The 18227-nt window shown below is 68.3% G+C and carries 18 protein-coding genes; 12 read left to right on the forward strand and 6 right to left on the reverse strand.

Annotated features, from left to right (window positions below):
• Window positions 1-14 precede the first annotated feature (14 nt).
• Window positions 15-941: a carbohydrate ABC transporter permease gene (locus NFU08_RS09875; RefSeq protein ID WP_174177184.1), complete on the reverse strand. Its 927-nt coding sequence runs from the start codon at window positions 939-941 to the stop codon at window positions 15-17.
• Window positions 942-951: 10 nt separating this feature from the next.
• A complete protein-coding gene (locus NFU08_RS09880; protein ID WP_251422695.1) occupies window positions 952-1893 on the reverse strand; it encodes a carbohydrate ABC transporter permease in 942 nt (313 codons plus the stop codon).
• A 215-nt stretch (window positions 1894-2108) separates the two neighbouring features.
• Between NFU08_RS09880 and NFU08_RS09885 the strand changes: the two genes are divergently transcribed.
• Both NFU08_RS09885 and NFU08_RS09890 read left to right on the forward strand, forming a co-directional pair.
• Window positions 2109-3314: a Gfo/Idh/MocA family protein gene (locus NFU08_RS09885; RefSeq protein ID WP_251422698.1), complete on the forward strand. Its 1206-nt coding sequence runs from the start codon at window positions 2109-2111 to the stop codon at window positions 3312-3314.
• Window positions 3315-3324: 10 nt separating this feature from the next.
• On the forward strand, window positions 3325-4344 hold the full coding sequence (locus NFU08_RS09890; protein WP_066278928.1) for a LacI family DNA-binding transcriptional regulator: 1020 nt from the start codon (window positions 3325-3327) through the stop codon (window positions 4342-4344).
• Window positions 4345-4353: 9 nt separating this feature from the next.
• On the opposite strand, the gene NFU08_RS09895 is transcribed toward NFU08_RS09890, so the two are convergent.
• Both NFU08_RS09895 and acs read right to left on the reverse strand, forming a co-directional pair.
• Window positions 4354-5142, reverse strand: coding sequence for a DeoR/GlpR family DNA-binding transcription regulator (locus NFU08_RS09895; protein ID WP_251422701.1), 789 nt, complete (start codon window positions 5140-5142; stop codon window positions 4354-4356).
• Window positions 5143-5245: 103 nt separating this feature from the next.
• Entirely contained in the window at window positions 5246-7282 is a 2037-nt protein-coding gene (gene acs / locus NFU08_RS09900) for an acetate--CoA ligase (protein ID WP_251422704.1), read from the reverse strand.
• A gap of 411 nt (window positions 7283-7693) precedes the next feature.
• Here acs and NFU08_RS09905 point away from each other — a divergent pair, with 411 nt between their 5' ends.
• The 3 genes from NFU08_RS09905 (at window position 7694) to NFU08_RS09915 (ending at window position 10643) form a co-directional block, all read left to right on the forward strand.
• Entirely contained in the window at window positions 7694-9106 is a 1413-nt protein-coding gene (locus NFU08_RS09905; RefSeq protein ID WP_251422706.1) for a hypothetical protein, read from the forward strand.
• 68 nt (window positions 9107-9174) lie between these two features.
• Window positions 9175-9969: an endonuclease III gene (gene nth, locus NFU08_RS09910; RefSeq protein ID WP_174177344.1), complete on the forward strand. Its 795-nt coding sequence runs from the start codon at window positions 9175-9177 to the stop codon at window positions 9967-9969.
• Window positions 9966-10643 carry a CoA pyrophosphatase gene (locus NFU08_RS09915; RefSeq protein ID WP_251422709.1) on the forward strand — a complete coding sequence of 226 codons (678 nt, stop codon included), beginning with the start codon at window positions 9966-9968 and terminating at the stop codon, window positions 10641-10643. Before nth ends, NFU08_RS09915 begins: the two co-directional genes overlap by 4 nt.
• Before the next feature lie 3 nt (window positions 10644-10646).
• On the opposite strand, the gene NFU08_RS09920 is transcribed toward NFU08_RS09915, so the two are convergent.
• A complete protein-coding gene (locus NFU08_RS09920; RefSeq protein ID WP_251422712.1) occupies window positions 10647-10838 on the reverse strand; it encodes a YegP family protein in 192 nt (63 codons plus the stop codon).
• A gap of 160 nt (window positions 10839-10998) precedes the next feature.
• On the reverse strand, window positions 10999-12717 hold the full coding sequence (locus NFU08_RS09925) for a bifunctional 3'-5' exonuclease/DNA polymerase (RefSeq protein ID WP_251422716.1): 1719 nt from the start codon (window positions 12715-12717) through the stop codon (window positions 10999-11001).
• A 269-nt stretch (window positions 12718-12986) separates the two neighbouring features.
• On the opposite strand from NFU08_RS09925, the gene ssd reads away from it, so the two are divergent.
• From ssd to NFU08_RS09960, 7 genes are all read left to right on the forward strand, one after another.
• Window positions 12987-14051 (forward strand): septum site-determining protein Ssd, encoded by a 1065-nt coding sequence (gene ssd, locus NFU08_RS09930; RefSeq protein ID WP_309296837.1) that lies wholly within the window; start codon window positions 12987-12989, stop codon window positions 14049-14051.
• Entirely contained in the window at window positions 14048-15403 is a 1356-nt protein-coding gene (locus NFU08_RS09935; RefSeq protein WP_251422719.1) for a TadA family conjugal transfer-associated ATPase, read from the forward strand. Before ssd ends, NFU08_RS09935 begins: the two co-directional genes overlap by 4 nt.
• Window positions 15400-16170, forward strand: coding sequence for a hypothetical protein (locus NFU08_RS09940; protein WP_251422722.1), 771 nt, complete (start codon window positions 15400-15402; stop codon window positions 16168-16170). The genes NFU08_RS09935 and NFU08_RS09940 overlap by 4 nt, the downstream gene beginning before the upstream one ends.
• Complete coding sequence (locus NFU08_RS09945; protein ID WP_251422725.1) at window positions 16167-16784, forward strand: type II secretion system F family protein; 618 nt, start codon at window positions 16167-16169, stop codon at window positions 16782-16784. Before NFU08_RS09940 ends, NFU08_RS09945 begins: the two co-directional genes overlap by 4 nt.
• A gap of 140 nt (window positions 16785-16924) precedes the next feature.
• Window positions 16925-17272 (forward strand): DUF4244 domain-containing protein, encoded by a 348-nt coding sequence (locus tag NFU08_RS09950; RefSeq protein ID WP_251422728.1) that lies wholly within the window; start codon window positions 16925-16927, stop codon window positions 17270-17272.
• A complete protein-coding gene (locus NFU08_RS09955; protein ID WP_251422731.1) occupies window positions 17269-17790 on the forward strand; it encodes a TadE family type IV pilus minor pilin in 522 nt (173 codons plus the stop codon). Before NFU08_RS09950 ends, NFU08_RS09955 begins: the two co-directional genes overlap by 4 nt.
• Window positions 17787-18221, forward strand: a complete 435-nt coding sequence (locus NFU08_RS09960; protein WP_397425571.1) for an Rv3654c family TadE-like protein — start codon at window positions 17787-17789, stop codon at window positions 18219-18221. Before NFU08_RS09955 ends, NFU08_RS09960 begins: the two co-directional genes overlap by 4 nt.
• Window positions 18222-18227 lie beyond the last annotated feature (6 nt).

Here is an 18227-nt window from a genome sequence, read left to right on the forward strand (position 1 = left end):
TGGGTGGGGTGTGCTTATTTGATGCCGGAGAAGCCAATGGAGTTGACGATCTTCTTGCCGAAGGCGGCGAAGAGGATCAGCACCGGGAGGGCCGAAATGAGGGTTGCGGCCATCAGCCCGGACCAGTCCGGTGCCCCCTGCGGGGACTGGGACTTGAAGACGCCGAGGCCCACCTGCAGGACGCGGACATCGTCCTGCGACGCCACCAGCAGGGGCCAGAAGTACTCGTTCCACTGGCCGATGAAGGTGAGGAGCGCCAGCGTGGCGATGGGGGCTGCGGCGTTGGGGAGCACGATCTGGAAGAAGATCCTCAGGTGCTTGGCGCCGTCGAGCATGGCCGCCTCCTCCACTTCGCGGGACATGTTCAGGAAGAACTGCCGGAGGAAGAAGATGGCGAAGGGGGTCATGAACACGTACGGCAGGACCAGGCCGAGCATGGTGTTGAGCAGGTCCAGGTTCTTGATGAGCAGGAAGTTCGGCAGGGCGGTGAAGATCGGCGGGACCAGCATGGTGCCGAGGAACAGGCTGAAGACGGCGTTGCGGCCCTTCCAGCGCAGCCGGGAGAACGCGTAGGCGGCCATGGCGCTGAAAAAGACGGCGCCGGCGGTGGTGATCGAGGAGAAGATGATCGAGTTGCGCAGGTAGAGCCAGAAGTCGATGGCGGCACCGGATCCGCCTTCGGCGACGGCCTCCGCCGGGGACTGAAGCCCGAAGACCCGTTTGAAGGCGCCCAGGGTGAATTCGGCCGGCAGCAGGCTGGTGGCGTTCGAGGCCAGCGCGTTGTTGGTGGACAGTGCAGTGCGCAGGACCCACAGGAAGGGGAGGACGGAGACTGCGATGGCCAGGATGAGGAGTGCCCAGGCGCCGGCGCGGCGGGCGTTGAAAGGACGACGGCGGCGGGTTGCGGCCGGCAGCGGTGCGCGGCTTGCGGTGGTGCTCATGCGGAACTCCTTAGTCCAGGTCCGACTCGTTGCCCTTGAGGAACTTCATCTGGATGAAGGCCACCAGGGCGAGGATGAGGAAGAGAATGACGGCGATGGCGGATCCGTAGCCGAAGTCCGACTCGGTGAAGGCCCGCTGGTAGATGTAGTACTGGATGACGCGGGTGGCGTTGACCGGGCCGCCCGCAGTGGTCACGGCCACGGTGTCGAAGACCTGGAACGAGCCGATGACGGTCACCACGAGGACCAGGACAAGGACCGGACGCAGCAGGGGAATAGTGATTTTCCGGAAGGTCTGGAATGCTGACGCGCCGTCCAGTTTGGCCACTTCGTAGACGTGGCTGGGGATGGCCTGGAGTCCGGCGAAGATCAGCAGGGCCGTGTAGCCCATGTGGCGCCAGGTGTTGATCAGCGCCTGGGTGGGAATGGCCCACGCCTCGCTGCCGAAGAAGGCGACGCGGGGCAGCCCGCTCCATTCGATGAACTGGTTCACCACGCCGATCTGGTAGTCCAGCATCCAGAACCACAGCAGTGCGGCGATGACGTTGGACATCAGGTACGGCAGGAGCAGGGTGCCCCGGATGATGGTGGACTTGGCCACGTTGTGCATCAGGAGGGCAAGGCCAAGGGCCAGGGCTGTCTGGAGGAGGATGTTGAGGAACACGTACTGCCCGGTGACGGCCAGCGAGTTCCAGAACAGCGGGTCCGCGGCGATGGCCACGTAGTTGTCCATGCCGACCCATTCCGGGTCGCCGAGGATGTTGTATTCGGTGAAGCTGAGGTAGATGCCCCGGACGGTGGGCAGGACGTAGAAAACAACGAATCCGATCATCGCCGGTGCGATGAACAGCAGGGCGATCTTGAGGTCCCCGAGGCGGCGGTGGCTTCCCTGCGGCTTCGGGGAGGCCGAAGCCGCAGAGGCGGACCTGGAGTGTTTGGCAAGGGTGGTCATCTTCGACCCTTTCCTGACTGTGATGGAGGTAACAACTGCGATGTAATCTACACGAGTAGATTTAGAAGGGCAAGAGGTTACATTCATCCCGTAATCCGGACGGTTTATCCAATCGCTGGCCTGTTGACTCGAGTAGATGCGGGTGGAACACTGGAGTTCCTGGAGGACAGCGCTTGCCCGGCGACCCCCAACCAGCCCCCCACGGAAGGCAAACAATGACGTTTTCACTCGGCGTAGTAGGAGCAGGCCAGTTCGGCAGCCAGTTCGCCCACCTGTTCAATCTCCACCCCGGCGTCAGCGCTGTGTATGTGGCCGACGAGCTTCCGGAACGGGCTGCAGAGGCCGTGGCCCGGTACGGCCTGGCGGGCGTGAAAGACAGCTTCGACGCGCTCCTGGCCTCCGACGTGGATGCCGTAGCCATCTTCACGCAGCGCTGGACGCATGGTCCCCTGGTGGAGCAGGCCCTGCGTGCCGGCAAGCACGTCTACTCAGCCGTCCCCATGGCGGTCTCGGAAGAAGAGATCGCAGCAATCATCCAGGCCGTCCGTGACACCGGACTGGTGTACATGATGGGTGAGACCAGCTACTACAACCCGGCCACTGTCTATGCCCGCAAGCAGCTCGCTGACGGGAAGTTCGGCCGCATCTTCTACGTCGAAGGCGACTACGTCCATGACATGGACCTGGGCTTCTACGAGGCCTACCAGTACAGCGGAGGGGAGCGGTGGAAGGAAACCGCCAGCTACCCGCCCATGCTGTACCCCACCCATGCCGTGGGCGGTGTGCTGGGTGCCGTCCCCGCCCATGCTGTGAGCGTCAGCTGCGTGGGCGTCAGGGATGACCGCAACGACGGCGTCTTTGACAAGGATGTCAGCATGTTCGGGAACGACTTCTCCAACGCCACCGCCCTCTTCGAGCTGAACGACGGCGGCGTGATGCGCACCAACGAGATGCGCCGGGTGGGCTACCCTTCACATATCCGCGAGTCCAGGTTCCGGTTCTTCGGAACGGAGGCCAGCTTTGAACAGCTCGCCAAGGTGTCCGTCTGGCAGGACAAGCAGAACGTCCACGACGTCTCCGAGCAGATGGAAACCCGGCCCAGCATCCCCCTCGACGACCCGTCCCTTGCGAACGTTGCGCCAGAGCTGAGGGACGCCTTTGTCTCCGGCCTGGCTCCGGTCCATGATCCCGGGAGGCTGCCGGAGGAGTTCCTGGGCGCGCCCAACGGGCACGAAGGCAGCCATCATTTCCTGGTGGACGACTTCGTGACGGCGGTCAACAACGGCACCCTGCCTCCGGTGAACGCCTGGCTTGCTGCCCGCTTTACGCTCCCGGGAATCGTGGCACACCAGTCGGCCCTGCAAAACGGGGAGCGGCTTCCCATCCGTGACTTTGGCGATGCACCGGGTACCGGTACATAACATGGACAGCATGACTACTCCGGCAGTGCAGGCTTCGCGGGGCCCGGTGACGCGCAAGGACGTGGCGAGATACGCCGGCGTCAGCACCGCCGTCGTCAGTTACGTTGTCAACGGCGGGCCCAAGAAGGTGGCGCCCGCCACCGAAGCCAAGGTGCAGGATGCCATCCGCGTCCTGGGCTACCGCCCCAATGCTGCGGCGCGGGCACTCAAGCTGGGCTCCAGCGAGACGCTGGGGCTCGTGGTCCCGGATATCTCCAACCCGTTCTTCGCCCTGTTCTCCCACGCCGTTGAGGACGCCGCCGCCGCCTTGGGATACGCGCTGGTGCTGGGCAACTCTGACGGAAACCTTGCCAAGGAACGGCGCAACATCCGCAACCTCGCCGCCAGGCAGGTGGATGGCGTGCTCCTGGCCAGTGTCCTTTTCGAACCCGACCTGGAAGTCCTGGAAACGGCCGAGATCCCCTCGGTCCTGCTCAACCAGGAACGGGACGCCCCCGGTTTCAACAGCATCGGCGTGGACCTCGCAGCAGGAGCCCGGATCGCCGTGGAACACCTGATCGGGCACGGCCACACCAACATCGGCCTCGCCATGGGCACCAACGTCTCCGGCGCCACTGACGGCCGTGAAGTGGGCTGGCGGGAGGCCCTGCAGGAGGCGGGCCTGCCCGAGGGGCCGATCGTGTACAGCGCCTTCACCCGTCCCGGCGGCTATACCGCCGGGCAGCGCCTCCTGGCGTCCGTCAACCGGCCCACGGCCATCTTTGCCACCTCGGACATGCAGGCCATCGGGCTGCTCCGGGCGGTCCATGAAGCCGGGCTGTCCGTCCCCGGCCAGATGGCCGTGGCGTCCTTTGACGGTTCTGCCGAGTCCGAATACTCCTGGCCTCCGCTGACCACGGTGGAGCAGCCCGTGGCCGCAATGGCGGAGGCGGCGGTGGCCGCACTGGTGGGGGCCAGCCGCGGCGAGAAGCCCCGGCACCGGATCTTCCCCACCACCCTGCACGTCCGACAGTCCTGCGGCTGCCCCTAGGAGCGGCTCCTACACGGCCGCGAGCCGCAGCCTGCCCACCTGTTCCTGGAGGACGCGCTGCGCCTCGGCCCCCAGCCCGGAATCGCTGATGACCTCATCCACCTCGTCCAGCGACGCAATGGAACTGATGCCCAGCATGCCCCACTTCGTATGGTCGGCGAGGACCACAGTCTTGCGCGCCGCGGCCACAAAGGCCCGGTCCGTTTCCGCTTCGAGCAGGTTGGGAGTGGTGAAGCCGGCGTCGGCATCCATCCCGTGGACGCCCAGGAACAGCATGTCCAGGTGCAGCTGCTTGAGGGCTCCGGTGGCGATGGGGCCCACCAGGGCGTCAGAGGGCGTGCGTTCGCCGCCAATGAGGATCACCGTGGAGGCGTACCGGGCAGAACCGGCCGACGCCGCGTGGTGGAACAGGTCTGCGATGCGGACTGAGTTGGTGACCACCGTGATCTGCGGGCCGTTCACCAGCTCCTTGGCCAGCGCCCAGGTGGTGGTTCCGGCGCTGAGCCCCACGGCCATGCCCTCCTGCACCAGCGAGGCCGCCTCCACCGCGATGGCGCGTTTCTCCGCCGTCAGCTGCGTCGACTTGAGGTCGAATCCGGGCTCATGGGTGCTGGTGTCGCCCGGGATTTTCGCGCCGCCGTGGATGCGCTCCAGGCGGCCGCCCTCCTCCAGCACCTCGATGTCACGGCGGACCGTCATCAGGGACACACCCAACTGCTGGGCCAGGTCCGAGACCCGGACAACCCGCTCCCGCTGGAGAGCGTCCAAAATGGCCTGGTGGCGGGCGACGGCGAGCATCAGGGCGATCCTTCAGGGCAGGGGGCGGGTCTGCTCCCAGCATACGACGACGGCGGCGCCCGGCTGTGAGCCAGGCGCCGCCGTCGTAAAGTCCCCTTCCGCCTTATTTCCGGAGGGACGCTGCGATCTGCTGCATGATGGTGGGGTCCGAGAGGGTGGTGGCGTCTCCCGGATCCCGGCCTTCGGCGACGTCCTTGAGCAGGCGGCGCATGATCTTGCCGGAGCGGGTCTTGGGCAGTTCCGGGACCACCAGGATGGCTTTCGGCTTGGCGATGGGCCCGATCTCCTTGCCTACGTGGTTCCGGAGTTCCTGGACGATGGCGTCCCCGGAATCCACGGCATCCCCGCGGAGGATGACGAACGCGACGACGGCCTGGCCGGTGGTTTCGTCGGCGGCGCCCACCACGGCGGCCTCGGCCACGGCGGGGTGGGACACCAGTGCCGACTCGATTTCGGTGGTGGAGAGCCGGTGCCCGGAGACGTTCATGACGTCATCCACCCGGCCCAGGAGCCAGATGTCGCCGTCCTCGTCCTTCTTGGCGCCGTCCCCGGCGAAATACATAGTCTCGAACCGGGACCAGTAGGTGTCCTTAAAGCGTTCGGGATCGCCCCAGATGCCGCGGAGCATGGCCGGCCATGGCTCCCGGATCACCAGGAAGCCGCCGTGGCCGTTGGGCACGGATTCGCCCATTTCGTCCACCACGTCCACCGCAATGCCGGGGAGCGGGACCTGGGCGGAGCCGGGCTTGGTGGCGGTAACCCCGGGGAGCGGGGCGATCATCTGGGCGCCGGTCTCGGTCTGCCACCAGGTGTCCACGATGGGGGTCTTGTCCCCGCCGATGACCTTCCGGTACCACATCCAGGCCTCTGGGTTGATGGATTCGCCCACCGAGCCAAGGACCCGGAGGGAGGACAGATCGTACTTGTCCGGGATATCCCTGCCCCACTTCATGAACGTCCGGATCGCGGTGGGGGCGGTGTAGAGGATGGAAACCTTGTACTTCTCTATGATCTCCCACCAGCGGCCCTGGTGCGGGGAGTCCGGGGTGCCCTCGTACATCACCTGGGTGGCGCCGTTGATGAGCGGCGCGTACGCGACGTAGGAATGGCCGGTGACCCAGCCGACGTCGGCCGTGCACCAGTACACGTCCGTTTCCGGATGCAGGTCGAACACCGCCCTGTGCGTGTAGGCGGTCTGGGTGAGGTACCCGCCGGTGGTGTGCAGGATGCCCTTGGGCTTTCCGGTGGTGCCGGAGGTGTAGAGGATGAACAGCGGGTGCTCGGAATCGTGGCCCACGGCGGTGTGCTCGGTGGATGCCTGCCCGACGGTGTCGTCCCACCAGTGGTCCCGGCCCTCGTGCCAGTCAACGTGCTGGCCGTTGCGCTTAACCACCACGACGTTCTGGACTGTGTGGCCGCTGCCGTCGCCCACGTGGGAGAGTGCGTCGTCCACGGCGGTTTTCAGGGCGCTGGGCTTGCCGCGGCGGTAGGTGCCGTCGGCGGTGACTACGAGCTTGGCTTCCGCGTCGTCGATCCGTGAGCGCAGGGCATCGGCGGAGAACCCGCCGAACACCACGGAGTGCACCGCACCGATCCGGGCGCAGGCCAGCAGGGTGATGACGGCCTCGGGGATCATCGGCAGGTAGACGGCCACCCGGTCACCCTTGGCCACGCCGAGGGACTCGAAAGCGTTCGCGGCCTTCTTCACCTCGTCGGTGAGCTGGGCATAGGTGTAGGTGCGGGTGTCCCCGGGCTCGCCCTCGAAGTGGATGGCCACCCGGTCGCCGAGGCCATTCTCCACGTGACGGTCCAACGCGTTGTAGGCGGCGTTGACCTCTCCGCCGACGAACCATTTGGCAAAGGGAGGGTTGGACCAGTCCAGTGCCTGGTCGAAGTCCTTGTTCCAGGTCAGCAGCTCACGGGCCTTCTTCGCCCAGAACGCGGGACGGTCTGCATTGGCGTCCTCATACTCCGCGGCGGTGACCACAGCGTCAGCAGCGAACTCGGGGGAGGGCGCAAACCTGCGGGTCTCATGAAGCAGGTTTTCAAAGGCATCGCCCTGCCCGGCTCCCTGGGCTGACCCCGGCTGCCCTGTGCTTGCGGAAGCGTCTACGACGGCGCTTGTAGTGTCCTGGGACATGTGAACCTCATCATTCATCGATCTTTGCTGGGCGGGATGTCCGCCGCCGGCCGGGCTCCGCCGCCTGCACGACGTCGGGCACCGGCTGGTCACGGACATTCCGCAAAGAGCTGTTCCGGAATCAAGACTAATGCTTTGGCTGGCGGCGATGTGTGCGGTGTCACACCGCAGCCCGTGAACGGCATTTATTAAGCGGTGAATGGTTTTCGGGGGCAGCTTGCCGCCACCCCCGCGGTGCGTGGCCAGCTAGTGATCGGCCTGGCCCTTGACTAGGCTGGGGTGGAATTGTGACTTCACTGCGGACCGTTCTGGCCAGGCACCACAAGGGCCTGGCCACGCCGGAACCGCCGTCAAGACGGCACGATGTCGGGACCACACAGGTCCCGGTGCCGCCACGCTAAGGAGAGCAGAATGAACCAGCAAAGCTTCGGCCAGAAGACCGGCCCCGAGACGGCAGGTTCCGGCCACGGTGCCGGAACCGCTGAAGGGCCAGGCTCCCAGGCCGCCGCGGGCAAGGCCCCCGCCGCAGGCAAGGCCTCCAACGAGGCAGTGCTGGGTCCTTTCACCATCCGGGACATGACTGTCTTCGGCGGCACGCTGATCCTTTTTGTCGCCTCCCTGCTGCCGATCTTCGGCGCCCGGTACAACCTGTGGAACCTCAACAACCTGTTCTTCCTGGGGCTGGGCATCGTCCTGCCCCTGATCGTCAGCGCGCTCTTTGCGGCCCGCAGGCTGTCCCCGGCCACGAAGATCCGGATCGGCTCCCTGTCCATCGACCAGTTCGCCTCAGTGGTTGCGTCCTTTGCCGTGGCCTTCTTCTTTGTCTCCGTGGCCGGTGCCTACGTACCCAGCCTCCTGGTGGGCCTGATCGGCTCCCTGGTCCTCTTCGCTGCAACAGTGCTGGGCCGTTTCCTGCCGTATCTCTCCAGTGACTTCCAGGACCGGGCCGAAGTGCCCGCCCACGTGGTGGCCCGTGAGGCCGCTGTTCCCACCCGGAAACCCCGCGCGCCCAAGAAGCCGAAGGAAGAAACCGCCCCGGGGTCGAAAGACTCCAGGCCCGGCTCGAAGATCCTTTCCGGCGGGGGGCTGTTCGGCGGCGCAGGCGCAGGATCCTCGGCGGTGAAGCCCGGATCAGCTGAAGAGCCGGCACCAGCGGGGCACCAGGGCCCGGCGGCGCAGCAGGCGTCACCGCGTCCCGGCGGACAGGCCGCGGCGACCCATGCCCCTGCCACGGCAGCCGTCCCCACCGCTGCTGCGCCCGTCTCCACCGCTCCCGAGGTATCCGATTGGACTCCCGCCGGCGACCCGGGCCCCGCAACCCAGGCGGCCGACGTCGTACGCCCCTCCTCAACGCCCGCCGCAGAGGAAACCCGGCTGGGGGATGTACCGGCAGCTGCCGGCGCCGGCTCAGCCGCTGCCGCAGCGCATCACGAAACCTCAGCGAACCACGACGGCGGCACGCACCCTGCCACGCCGTCCGGCCAGGGCAGCTCCTCCTCCGCGCAGGGTGCCCGGAGCGGCTGGGAGCCCACGCCTGCCACCGCAGTGCACCAGCAGGTCCGTACCGAGGAGCCGATCGGCGCCACGGTGGACCCCTCCACCCGTCCGGATGAATCGGAAGAACAGCCCATTCACGAGGCATTCTGGTTTGCGGTTGCGCAGCACCGCACCGCCTATGACCCGCGCACGGGCGCTCCGGCGTTCGTTATCGAACCCGGCGGCTGGGTCCTGGCGCTTGAGGACCGCGGCCACGAATTCCTGGTCCAGCACACTGACGGCCGGCTGGGTGTCCTGCGGGACCTCAGCAACATCGAGCGCGGCTGACGTCCATGGGGGAGGGCAGGGCACCCGGGGCCGGCGGAGCCAAGACATCCGCCGGCCAGGCAGCCGGCATGCCGGTGGTGTCCTCCGAGTCCGTGCTGGCACTGAAAAGGCGGGCACGGCGGATCAACAGGGCGCTGGCGGAGAAATACCCTTACGCCCACGCGGAGCTTGATTTCCGCAACCCGTTCGAACTGCTCGTGGCCACGGTCCTTTCCGCCCAGACCACGGACGTCACGGTCAACCAGGTCACCAGGGTGTTGTTCGACCGCTACCCGGACGCGCGGTCCCTGGCCGAGGCGGATCCCGCGGACCTTGAGGTGATCCTGAAACCCACCGGGTTCTTCCGGGCCAAGTCCAGGAATGTCATTGCCCTGTGCACCCGCCTGGTGGACGACTACAACGGGGTGGTCCCGGGCCGGCTGGAGGACCTGGTCACGCTGCCCGGCGTGGGACGCAAAACGGCCAACGTAGTGCTCGGCAACGGCTTCGGCATTCCCGGCATATCCGTGGACACCCACTTCGCCCGGCTGGCCAACCGCTTCGGCTGGACGCAGTCTGATGACCCCGTCCGGATCGAGCAGGACGTGGCCGAACTGTTCGACCGCAAGGACTGGACCATGCTGTCCCACCGGGTGATCTTCCACGGGAGGCGGGTGTGCCACGCGCGGAAGCCCGCGTGCGGGGCCTGCCCCGTGGCCACCTGGTGCCCCAGTTTCGGGCTGGGCGAAACAGACCCCGCGAAGGCAGCCAAGCTCCTGAAGTACGAGCTCGCGCCCGGCAGCGAGGCGCTGCTGGATCAGTTGCTGGCCGAGACCCACAGGGCCGCCGAGATCCGGATGGCCTCCCAGCAGAGGACACCGTGAGCGCGCGCGAGGACCTGCTGCAACTGGCACGCCGGGCTGAGTCCGGAAACGCTGCCGCGCCGGATGCCCTCTGGGCGGCCCTGACGGTGGATGCCGAACAGGCCAGGAGGGCGGCGGTGCTGATGCTTTTTGGCGCCCTCGATGACGTTCCGGCTGTCTCGGGCAAGCCCCTGGCACCGGCCGATCTAGACGTCCTCCTGCTGGAGCGCGCCCACACCCTGGGTTCGCACCCGGGGCAGGTGGCGTTCCCGGGCGGCGCCATTGACGCCCGGGAAACGCCGGTTCAGGCAGCTTTGCGCGAGGCCGAAGAGGAAACCGGCCTCGACTCAGGCGGTGTGGAGGTCCTTGGCACCCTGCAGGAGCTGGGGCTCGCCCACAGCAACTTCCTGGTGACGCCGGTGCTGGGCTGGTGGCGCTCCCCGTCACCTGTCCGTGTGGTGGACTACGCCGAATCGGCGCAGGTGTTCCGGGTACCGGTCCGTGACCTGCTGGACCCGGACAACCGGGTGATGGCAACCGTCCACCGTGCCGGGCGCAGCTTCGACAGCCCGGCCTTCACGGTGAACGGTGTGGTGGTGTGGGGTTTTACCGGAATTGTCCTGAACGGGTTGTTTGAACAGCTGGGCTGGGCCGTTCCGTGGGACCGGAGCCGGCTCCACCGGATGGGCGCCTAGCCCTCAGGCCTGCTGCTGGCGGAGATCAACCACAATACCCGTGGCCGCGTTCTCCCGGACCGCCTTGACGCCCTCAAGCACTGTGTTGAGGGACTTGAACTTGGGTGAGACGGCAACCGTGTTGCCCTCTGCGTCGGTGAGCCGCAGCCGGTAGGACTCCTCGCCTACTCGATGAATTTCAAACCTGCCCGCCATATGCCGGACCTCCCCTGGAATGCGTCGTTGCATCAGCTTTTGACCGATCTGCCTCAGTCGCCACGTCGACCATAGCCCGCGCCACAAGCCTCTGGCGAGCTACTCCCGGGTAGGTTACTTTGGGGGTCGTGAGCTCCCCGCGGCGCAGGGGCCCGCGGACCTATTTGGCGTTGTCGTAGGAATCAACAACGGCCACACTGACGGGAAACTCCACCGGGATGGGCCCGAACAGCAGTTCCCTGGCAGCGCTGGCCGCCTCTTCAATGGCGGTGATGCAGGCGTCCACCGCGTCCGCCGGCGCATGAACCATCACCTCGTCATGCAGGAAGAAGACGAGTTCGGCGCTGACGTGGCCGTCGGTCCGGAGGGTGCGCAGCCGCCGTCGTAATTCCGCCAGCCAGCACGCCGCCCAGTCCGCAGCCGAACCCTGCACAACAAAATTGCGGGTGAAGCGTCCACGCGAACGGGCGATTGATTCTGCCCGGCGCTGTTCCTCGGCAGAAGCGGACCGCTGGCTCTGGAACCACCGCTCCGACGGCGGCGGGCTGCTCCGTCCCAGTCGGGTGGTAACTGTCCCGCCGGCCTCGCCGGTGCGGGCCGCCTGCTCAACAAAGTCCACTGCCCGGGGAAAAGTTCTTGCGAGCTGCGGCATGAGGCGGCCGGCCTCGCCGGAAGTGGCGCCGTACATGGCCCCCAGTAATGCCATCTTCGCTTTTGCCCGGTCCCCGCCGAATCCTTTGGCGGCGATGCCCGCGTAGAGGTCCTGGTTCCGGGCGGCTTCCGCCATGGAAGGGTCACGGGCGAGGGCCACCAGGACGCGCGGTTCCAGCTGGGAGGCATCCGCGACGATGAGCTTATAGCCCGGATCGGCATGGACTGCGCCGCGGATCTGGCGCGGAATTTGAAGGGCGCCGCCGCCGCGCGACGCCCAGCGGCCGGACACCACGCCACCCACCACGTACTCGGGCCGGAACCGTCCACCGTCCACCCAGGCGTCCAGCCAGGCCCAGCCGTTCGCTGCATGCAGGCGGGAAAGCTGTTTGTAGGCGAGCAACGGCTCGATGGCGGGGTGGGTGGATTCCCTCAGCTCCCACTTCCTGGTGCTTTTCACCTCTATCCCGTTGCGGTGCAGGGCCCGCATGAGGTCCTGCGGGGAGTCGGGATTCAGCGTGGGCGCGTTCAGGAGTCCGCGCAGCTCCTGGTTCAGCGCCTCAAGCCTGGCCGGGCGCTGGCCCAGGGGAGGCCGGGGGCCGAGGTGGTCGGCGAGGATCTGCCCGTGGAGGTCTTCGCGCCAGGGGACGCCGGCGTGCTGCATCTCGGCGGCGATCATGGCCCCTGCGGACTCGGCCGCCAGCAGCAGCTGAAGCCGGTTCCGCCGGTTATCCTCCGGGCTGACCGCGGCCAGCGCCACCTGCTGGGCAGCGTATTCAGCACGAAGCTCTTCAGGGCTGCGGTGCGTTTCCGGCCGGATCCCGGGAGCATCGAACAGGGCGCCCTGGTCTGCCGGGGGAGGCGGCGGCTGCAGCGACCGGGGAGGCTGGAGAGGATCCTCAACCACCATGCGTTCCGCGTTCCTGGCGTAGTCCGTGTGCTCGGTAAAGCGGGAGAACGCCAGGATGTTGCCGCAAAGGCTGAGGTCGTAGCACCGCTCCAGTTCGACGCCGGACGCCAGCAGGGCCGGGTACCAGTCCTGGGTGCGGTGCCAGATCCAGCGGGGCGGCTGCCCGCCTGGCCGGAGACTTTCGAAGTGACGTACGACGGCGGGAAGATCGCCGGTGCTGACCAGCCGGGGTTCGGGCGTGGCGTGCACTGGCTGTCCGGCCTGCGTGAGTTCCTGCAGGGCCGCGCCGTGGGGGTGGGCGGCGAGCAGCAGGTACATGGTCTTATTCTGCCTTGCCTTGCTGGACCTGGTTTTCCACATACGTGGCTGGAGTCCTTACCCGCTGTGGTCCCGGGGCGGAGAGTGGCTGTATGAGCAGGCACCAGCTGATCCCGTCCCGTCCTGATCCCTCGCACCCTGACCCGTCCCACCTTGATCCTTCGCACGCCGGAGCCGCCGGCGGCCCGGAAGGGGCAGGTCCGCCGGGACGCTTACGGCCCCATGTCCTTGGGCCGGCGGGCACTGCGGGAGGCGACGGGGACGCGTGGCTGCCGGCCGGCGGTGAGGACATCCTGCTGGTGACGTCCTCCCCTGTCCTTCGTGCCGAGGTGGAGCGGATCGTGGCCGCTGCCGGGGCGCAGCTGCGCGTTGCCGCCAACCCGGCAGAGGGAGGCCGGCATTGGGACGGGGCGGCAGCCGTGCTGGTGGGAAGCGACATCCGGGAGCTGCCCCCGCGCCGGCGGGCGCCCGCTGTCCTGGTGGGACTTGACGGCGAAGGTGACAGCCTGTGGCATCTTGCGGCTGTCCTCGGTGCAGAACGGGTGGCTGTCCTGCCCGACGCCGCAGCATGGCTCGCCGACCATCTCAGCCGGTCCCGTTCACCCGGTCCAGGCGGGGTGATCCTTGGCGTGACCGGCGGTTGCGGCGGTGCCGGGGCCACCACGGCTGCGATCTGGATCGCCCAGGCGGCGGCCGGACTCGGAGCCCGTGTGCTGCTGGTGGATGGCGATCCCTGGGGCGGCGGGCTGGAACTGGCCCTGGCCGCCGAAGAGAATCCCGGCCTGCGCTGGCCCGACCTTTCCGAGGCCAGGGGCAGCATCGATCCCATCCAGCTTGCGGACTCGCTGCCTGTTGCAGGCGGGTTCTCATTCCTGTCGTGGCCTGCCACCCGGGAGCAGCCGGTACCCGTTGCCGCTGCCGCCACCGCAGGCATCCTTGATGCTGCCCGCCGCGGGTATGAGCTGGTGGTGGTGGACATTGGCCGGGGAGCCGACCCCATCCATACGTTCGCCTGGGACTGCGACCGCATCGCCATGGTGGTCCCGGCGCAGCTGAAGGCTGCTGTGGCGGCCGTGCGGCTGCTCCAGGAGTTTCCGCCGGTTGAGGCTGCCCTCCTGGTCCGTGGCAAACCCGGCGCAGCGCTGGACGGCCCCCTGATCGCCGAGGCCATCGGACTTCCGGTCCAGGGGCGGGTGCCTGAGCTGCGCGGAGTCGCTGGGGCCGTGGAATCGGGCCGCCTCCTTGAGCTGGGCAAGCGGCGGGCGGTCCGGCACTTCGCGGCTTCCGTGCTGGACCTCCTCGGGGACGGGCTGGCCGCCGGAGAACGTGAATGAGGCACCAGGCGGCGGCTGGGGCAACGGACCCTGAGGCAGGTATCCGGCGGCGGGCGCGGATCCTGGACGCGGGCCGGGACAATCCCCGCCAGGACAGTCCCCTCCTGGTCAGTCCCCGCCAGGAGGGCAGGCGCCCGGATGAACCCGGCCCCGGCGAATGGCGCCGGCGTGAACGCCGCACGGGTGAGCGGCAGGCTGTTGACCTGGGACTCCTGGAATCCGTGCGGGATTCGATGATGTCGGACGCGGCAGCCGTTACGCCGTCGCGCGTGGCTGCGGCGGTGCAGGCCACAGGGAAGCTCTTGGGCACTGCGGGTTCGCTCGCCGCCGTGGAGCGCATCAGCGCCGAGCTGAACGGCCTGGGGCCCCTGCAGTCCCTCACCCGGGACCCGGCCGTAACGGACATCTTTGTGAATGCTCCCGGGTCCGTGTGGGTGGACAGGGGCCGCGGCATCGAGCGGGTGCCCGTGGCCTTCGACAACGAGGCCCAGCTCCGGGCGTTGGCCTGCCGGCTCGTGGCGGCAGGCGGCAGGCGGCTTGATGACGGCTCACCCTGCGTGGACGTGCGGCTGGCCGGCGGCTACCGAGTCCATGCCGTGCTGCCGCCCGTCTCAACGGCCGGGACGCTGCTCAGCATCCGGATCCGGCGCGAACGTGTTTTCACGATGGATGAGCTGCGGGACAGCGGCATGTTCAGCTCCGGACTGCAGCACGTCCTGGAACGGGTGGTGGAGCGCAGGCTGAGCTTCCTCATCAGCGGGGCCACCGGGTCCGGCAAGACCACCCTGCTCTCCACGCTGCTCGGCCTGTGCAGTCCGGCAGAACGGTTGGTCCTCATCGAGGATGCCTCGGAACTGAATCCCGTCCATCCGCATGTGGTGTCCCTGGAGTCACGCCACGGAAACCTCGAAGGCGGTGGAGAAGTGGACCTTGGCGATCTCGTCCGGCAGGCGCTCCGCATGCGCCCGGACAGGCTGGTGGTGGGCGAATGCCGCGGAGCGGAAGTCCGGGAGCTTCTCACTGCCATGAACACCGGACACAGCGGCGGGGGCGGGACCATCCATGCGAATACTGCCGCTGCTGTTCCCGCCCGGCTCACTGCGCTCGGTGCACTCGCCGGAATGAACGCTGACGGCGTGAGGCTCCAGGCAGCGAGCGCGCTGGACGTGGTCATCCACGTGGACAGGACGCGCCGCGGCCGGGCAGTGGCGTGCGTGGGCCTGATCGGGGAAGGCCCCAGCGGGCTCACCGTCCAGCCTGCCCTGGAAACTGTCGAGGGTAGCGTGGCCGCCGGCCCCGCCTGGACGGCGCTGGCGGCACGGTTGGGGCTTGACCCGGGACTGCCCGCATGATGCTCCTTCTTGTCGTTTCCCTGGGACTGGCTGCGGTGCTGCTTGCCAGGCCGCCGCTGGGTGCCCCCGCCAGGTTGCGCCGCACCGGCGTGTCCGGCCCGGTTGTGGGCCGCAAAGCCCCCTCGCGGGGCGGCTTTGCGCGGAAGCTGCGTGGTGCCGGGAGAGGAGCACAGCCAGCGGCGCCCATGACCCTGGTGGTACAGCAACTCGCCGCGCTGCTCAAAGGCGGCCGCACGCCGGCGCGGCTCTGGGAGGAGATCTGGGACGTCTACGGTTCGTCCGGCTCCCACGCGTACGGCCTGTCCGCGGGATCCGGTGCCATGCTCGCCGCCGCGCGTGCTGCCGCCGGCCGCGGCCTTCCCGTTTCGGAAGCCATCCGTCGGGCGTCGCCGTCCGCCTTTCCCCGGCGGGACAAAGAGTCCCGCATCTGGTCGGAGCTCGCGGCATGCTTCGACATCGCGGAGGCAAGCGGCTGTCCGCTCGCGGACGTGCTGACCAGGTTCGCCGCGCAGCTTGAAGTGGAGGACGACGCCGACGCGGCCCGCCAGACGGCCCTGGCCGGACCAAAGGCCACCGTCAGCCTCCTTACCTGGCTGCCGCTGATGGGGCTGGGCCTGGGAATGGCCCTGGGCGTGGACCCGCTCGCCATCCTGCTGGGAACACCCTGGGGACTCGCAGCACTTGCAGCCGGAGCCGGCCTGACAGTGGCCGGGCGGTTGTGGTCGGCCAGGCTGGTGGCCGCGGCAGCAGGGGCTGGAGCGCCATGACCCCGCCTTCCGCCGCAGTGCTCGCGATCTTCCTTACCCTCGCCGCGGCGGCAGCACTGGCCGGCAGCGGGCGGGGCAGGCCCCGCAAGCGGCTGCGCAGTTGGTCCGCCGGCTCCACCTGCCGCGGCGCGAAGGCCTCCGCCGGCGACGGAGGGCATCTGTCCGGACCTGCGCCCGAAGGGCTCAGGGACACCGCCATGATGCTCGAACTTGTGGCCGCCATGCTGGACGCCGGGTCGGGCATCGGCCGTTCACTCGAACTGGTGGCAGCCTCGGCTTCTGGCAAGTACAGCGGAGCCCTGCGGCCGGTGGTGGCGGCACTGGCAATCGGGGCCGACTGGGAAACCGCATGGCGCAGCAGCGCGGTCCGGCTCCCCGAGGTCCTGGAACTACGCGACGCCCTGGGGTTCGCTGCCCTGACAGGTGCGCCGTCGTCAGCGATTCTCTACGCGCAGGCGGCACGGCTCCGCCGGGAGAGGTTCCGTGCTGCAGAGAAGCGCGCGGCATCACTGGGAGTGAAGCTGGTGGTTCCGCTGGGCCTCTGCTCCCTTCCGGCCTTTATCTGCCTGGGCGTGGTTCCTGTGCTCCTGGCTCTTGTGCCTTCAGGTTCCTAGGCGCCTGTGTCTTCTCCTCCACAGGTGGGAAACCGTTGGGCTTTTCCACTTACGAACCCCCACGGCTTACCGCTCCACGCCAGGCCCGGAAGAGTCAAGACAGCCGGCAACACCACCGGCCCAAAGGAAGGAAACACCACATGTCCACTCATCACCGCCGCCCCTACACTGGCGGGGCCGCGGCGCCCGCCGCTGCCCGTGCCGCCTCCCGGGAACACCGCGGTACCGGCCACCACGGCCTCCGCGCCGGGGGCAGCAGCCCGCTGACCGCCCACACCGTGGAACTGTATCCGGGTGCAGGCGCGCCGAGGACCATCAAGGGCAGGGTCCGGCTCCTCGGATCAGAGGCAGGGATGGCAACCGCCGAATACGCCATCGCCACCCTTGCCGCCGTGGGCTTTGCCGGGCTCCTTGTCTTCATCCTTCGCAGCGAGGAGGTCCGCGGCTTCCTGCTCACCCTGATCCGCACCGCGCTGGCCTTGCCATGACCGAGGCCCCGGCCGTGCTCCCGGCCGCGGATCCGTTCGGTCCAGGCCAGACCACCGCAGGTAAGTCCGCCGCGGGTCCCTCCACCACGGGTCCGTCCGCCGCCGCACAGTCCGCCACCGGACCTACCGGCGGGCGGGACCGTGCGGCCTGCAGTCCCACCGGAGGCCCCGCGGCCCAGGAGTCGTGCGGCGCGGTGACAGCGGAGTTTGCCGTCACCCTGCCCGCGGTCCTGCTACTGCTGGCCATGCTGCTGGCGGGGGCCTCCGCCGGGGTCACCCAGCTGCGATTGGAGGAGGGAGCGCGTGCCGGCGCCCGCGCACTTGCCCGTGGTGACGATTCCCCCACTGTGGAAAGAATCGTCCGGACCCTGGCCGGCGGGTCGGCGTCCGCGGCGGTATCGGCCGACGGCGAGTGGCTGCATGTCACCGTGACAGACAGGGTGGGTGGACCCCTGGGCGCATCCATCCCGTGGCATCTGACTGCGCGGGCCTCCACCCGGAGCGAGGCGGCGGGATGACCCACGGCAAGGCACCCGGAACGGGCCGCGGGCTCGGGGCGAACATGACCGGGCGTCGTGGTTCAGGCCGGAACGGACATGCAGACGGCACCAACCGGGAACGCGGTTCGGGGACGGTGCTGGCGGCCGGCCTTGCCTTGGTGATGATGACGGCCATGGCGCTGATGCTGTTGCTGGCGCAGTCGGCCGTCCTGGCCAGCAGGGCGGCAGCCGCTGCCGACCTTGCTGCACTGGCAGCGGCCGACGCCCTGCGCGGCCTTGCCTCCGGGGAACCGTGCACCGTTGCGGTGGAGGTGGCTGCCCGGCACGGGGCCGCCGTGGTGGGCTGCGCGGAGGGTACTGGCCAGACCGTTGAAGTGAGGACCGAGTTGGTGGAACGGACGGTGTTCGGTTCAGCCCATGGGCGCTCCCGTGCGGGGCCTCCGCCCTAGCCAGTC

This window comes from Pseudarthrobacter sp. NCCP-2145 (assembly GCF_023708005.1).
Taxonomy (GTDB): Bacteria; Actinomycetota; Actinomycetes; order Actinomycetales; family Micrococcaceae; genus Arthrobacter; species Arthrobacter oxydans.

Bases quoted from the DNA above. Each gene is read 5' to 3' on its own strand.
- NFU08_RS09950 (WP_251422728.1), top strand. From the start codon at position 16,925: ATGTCCACTCATCACCGCCGCCCCTACACTGGCGGGGCCGCGGCGCCC.
- NFU08_RS09960 (WP_397425571.1), top strand. From the start codon at position 17,787: ATGACCCACGGCAAGGCACCCGGAACGGGCCGCGGGCTCGGGGCGAAC.
- NFU08_RS09920 (WP_251422712.1), bottom strand. From the start codon at position 10,838: ATGGCGGGCAGGTTTGAAATTCATCGAGTAGGCGAGGAGTCCTACCGG.
- NFU08_RS09905 (WP_251422706.1), top strand. From the start codon at position 7,694: ATGAACCAGCAAAGCTTCGGCCAGAAGACCGGCCCCGAGACGGCAGGT.
- NFU08_RS09935 (WP_251422719.1), top strand. From the start codon at position 14,048: ATGAGGCACCAGGCGGCGGCTGGGGCAACGGACCCTGAGGCAGGTATC.
- NFU08_RS09895 (WP_251422701.1), bottom strand. From the start codon at position 5,142: ATGCTCGCCGTCGCCCGCCACCAGGCCATTTTGGACGCTCTCCAGCGG.
- NFU08_RS09925 (WP_251422716.1), bottom strand. From the start codon at position 12,717: ATGTACCTGCTGCTCGCCGCCCACCCCCACGGCGCGGCCCTGCAGGAA.
- acs (WP_251422704.1), bottom strand. From the start codon at position 7,282: ATGTCCCAGGACACTACAAGCGCCGTCGTAGACGCTTCCGCAAGCACA.
- NFU08_RS09955 (WP_251422731.1), top strand. From the start codon at position 17,269: ATGACCGAGGCCCCGGCCGTGCTCCCGGCCGCGGATCCGTTCGGTCCA.
- NFU08_RS09945 (WP_251422725.1), top strand. From the start codon at position 16,167: ATGACCCCGCCTTCCGCCGCAGTGCTCGCGATCTTCCTTACCCTCGCC.
- nth (WP_174177344.1), top strand. From the start codon at position 9,175: ATGCCGGTGGTGTCCTCCGAGTCCGTGCTGGCACTGAAAAGGCGGGCA.
- NFU08_RS09875 (WP_174177184.1), bottom strand. From the start codon at position 941: ATGAGCACCACCGCAAGCCGCGCACCGCTGCCGGCCGCAACCCGCCGC.
- NFU08_RS09880 (WP_251422695.1), bottom strand. From the start codon at position 1,893: ATGACCACCCTTGCCAAACACTCCAGGTCCGCCTCTGCGGCTTCGGCC.
- NFU08_RS09885 (WP_251422698.1), top strand. From the start codon at position 2,109: ATGACGTTTTCACTCGGCGTAGTAGGAGCAGGCCAGTTCGGCAGCCAG.
- NFU08_RS09940 (WP_251422722.1), top strand. From the start codon at position 15,400: ATGATGCTCCTTCTTGTCGTTTCCCTGGGACTGGCTGCGGTGCTGCTT.
- NFU08_RS09890 (WP_066278928.1), top strand. From the start codon at position 3,325: ATGACTACTCCGGCAGTGCAGGCTTCGCGGGGCCCGGTGACGCGCAAG.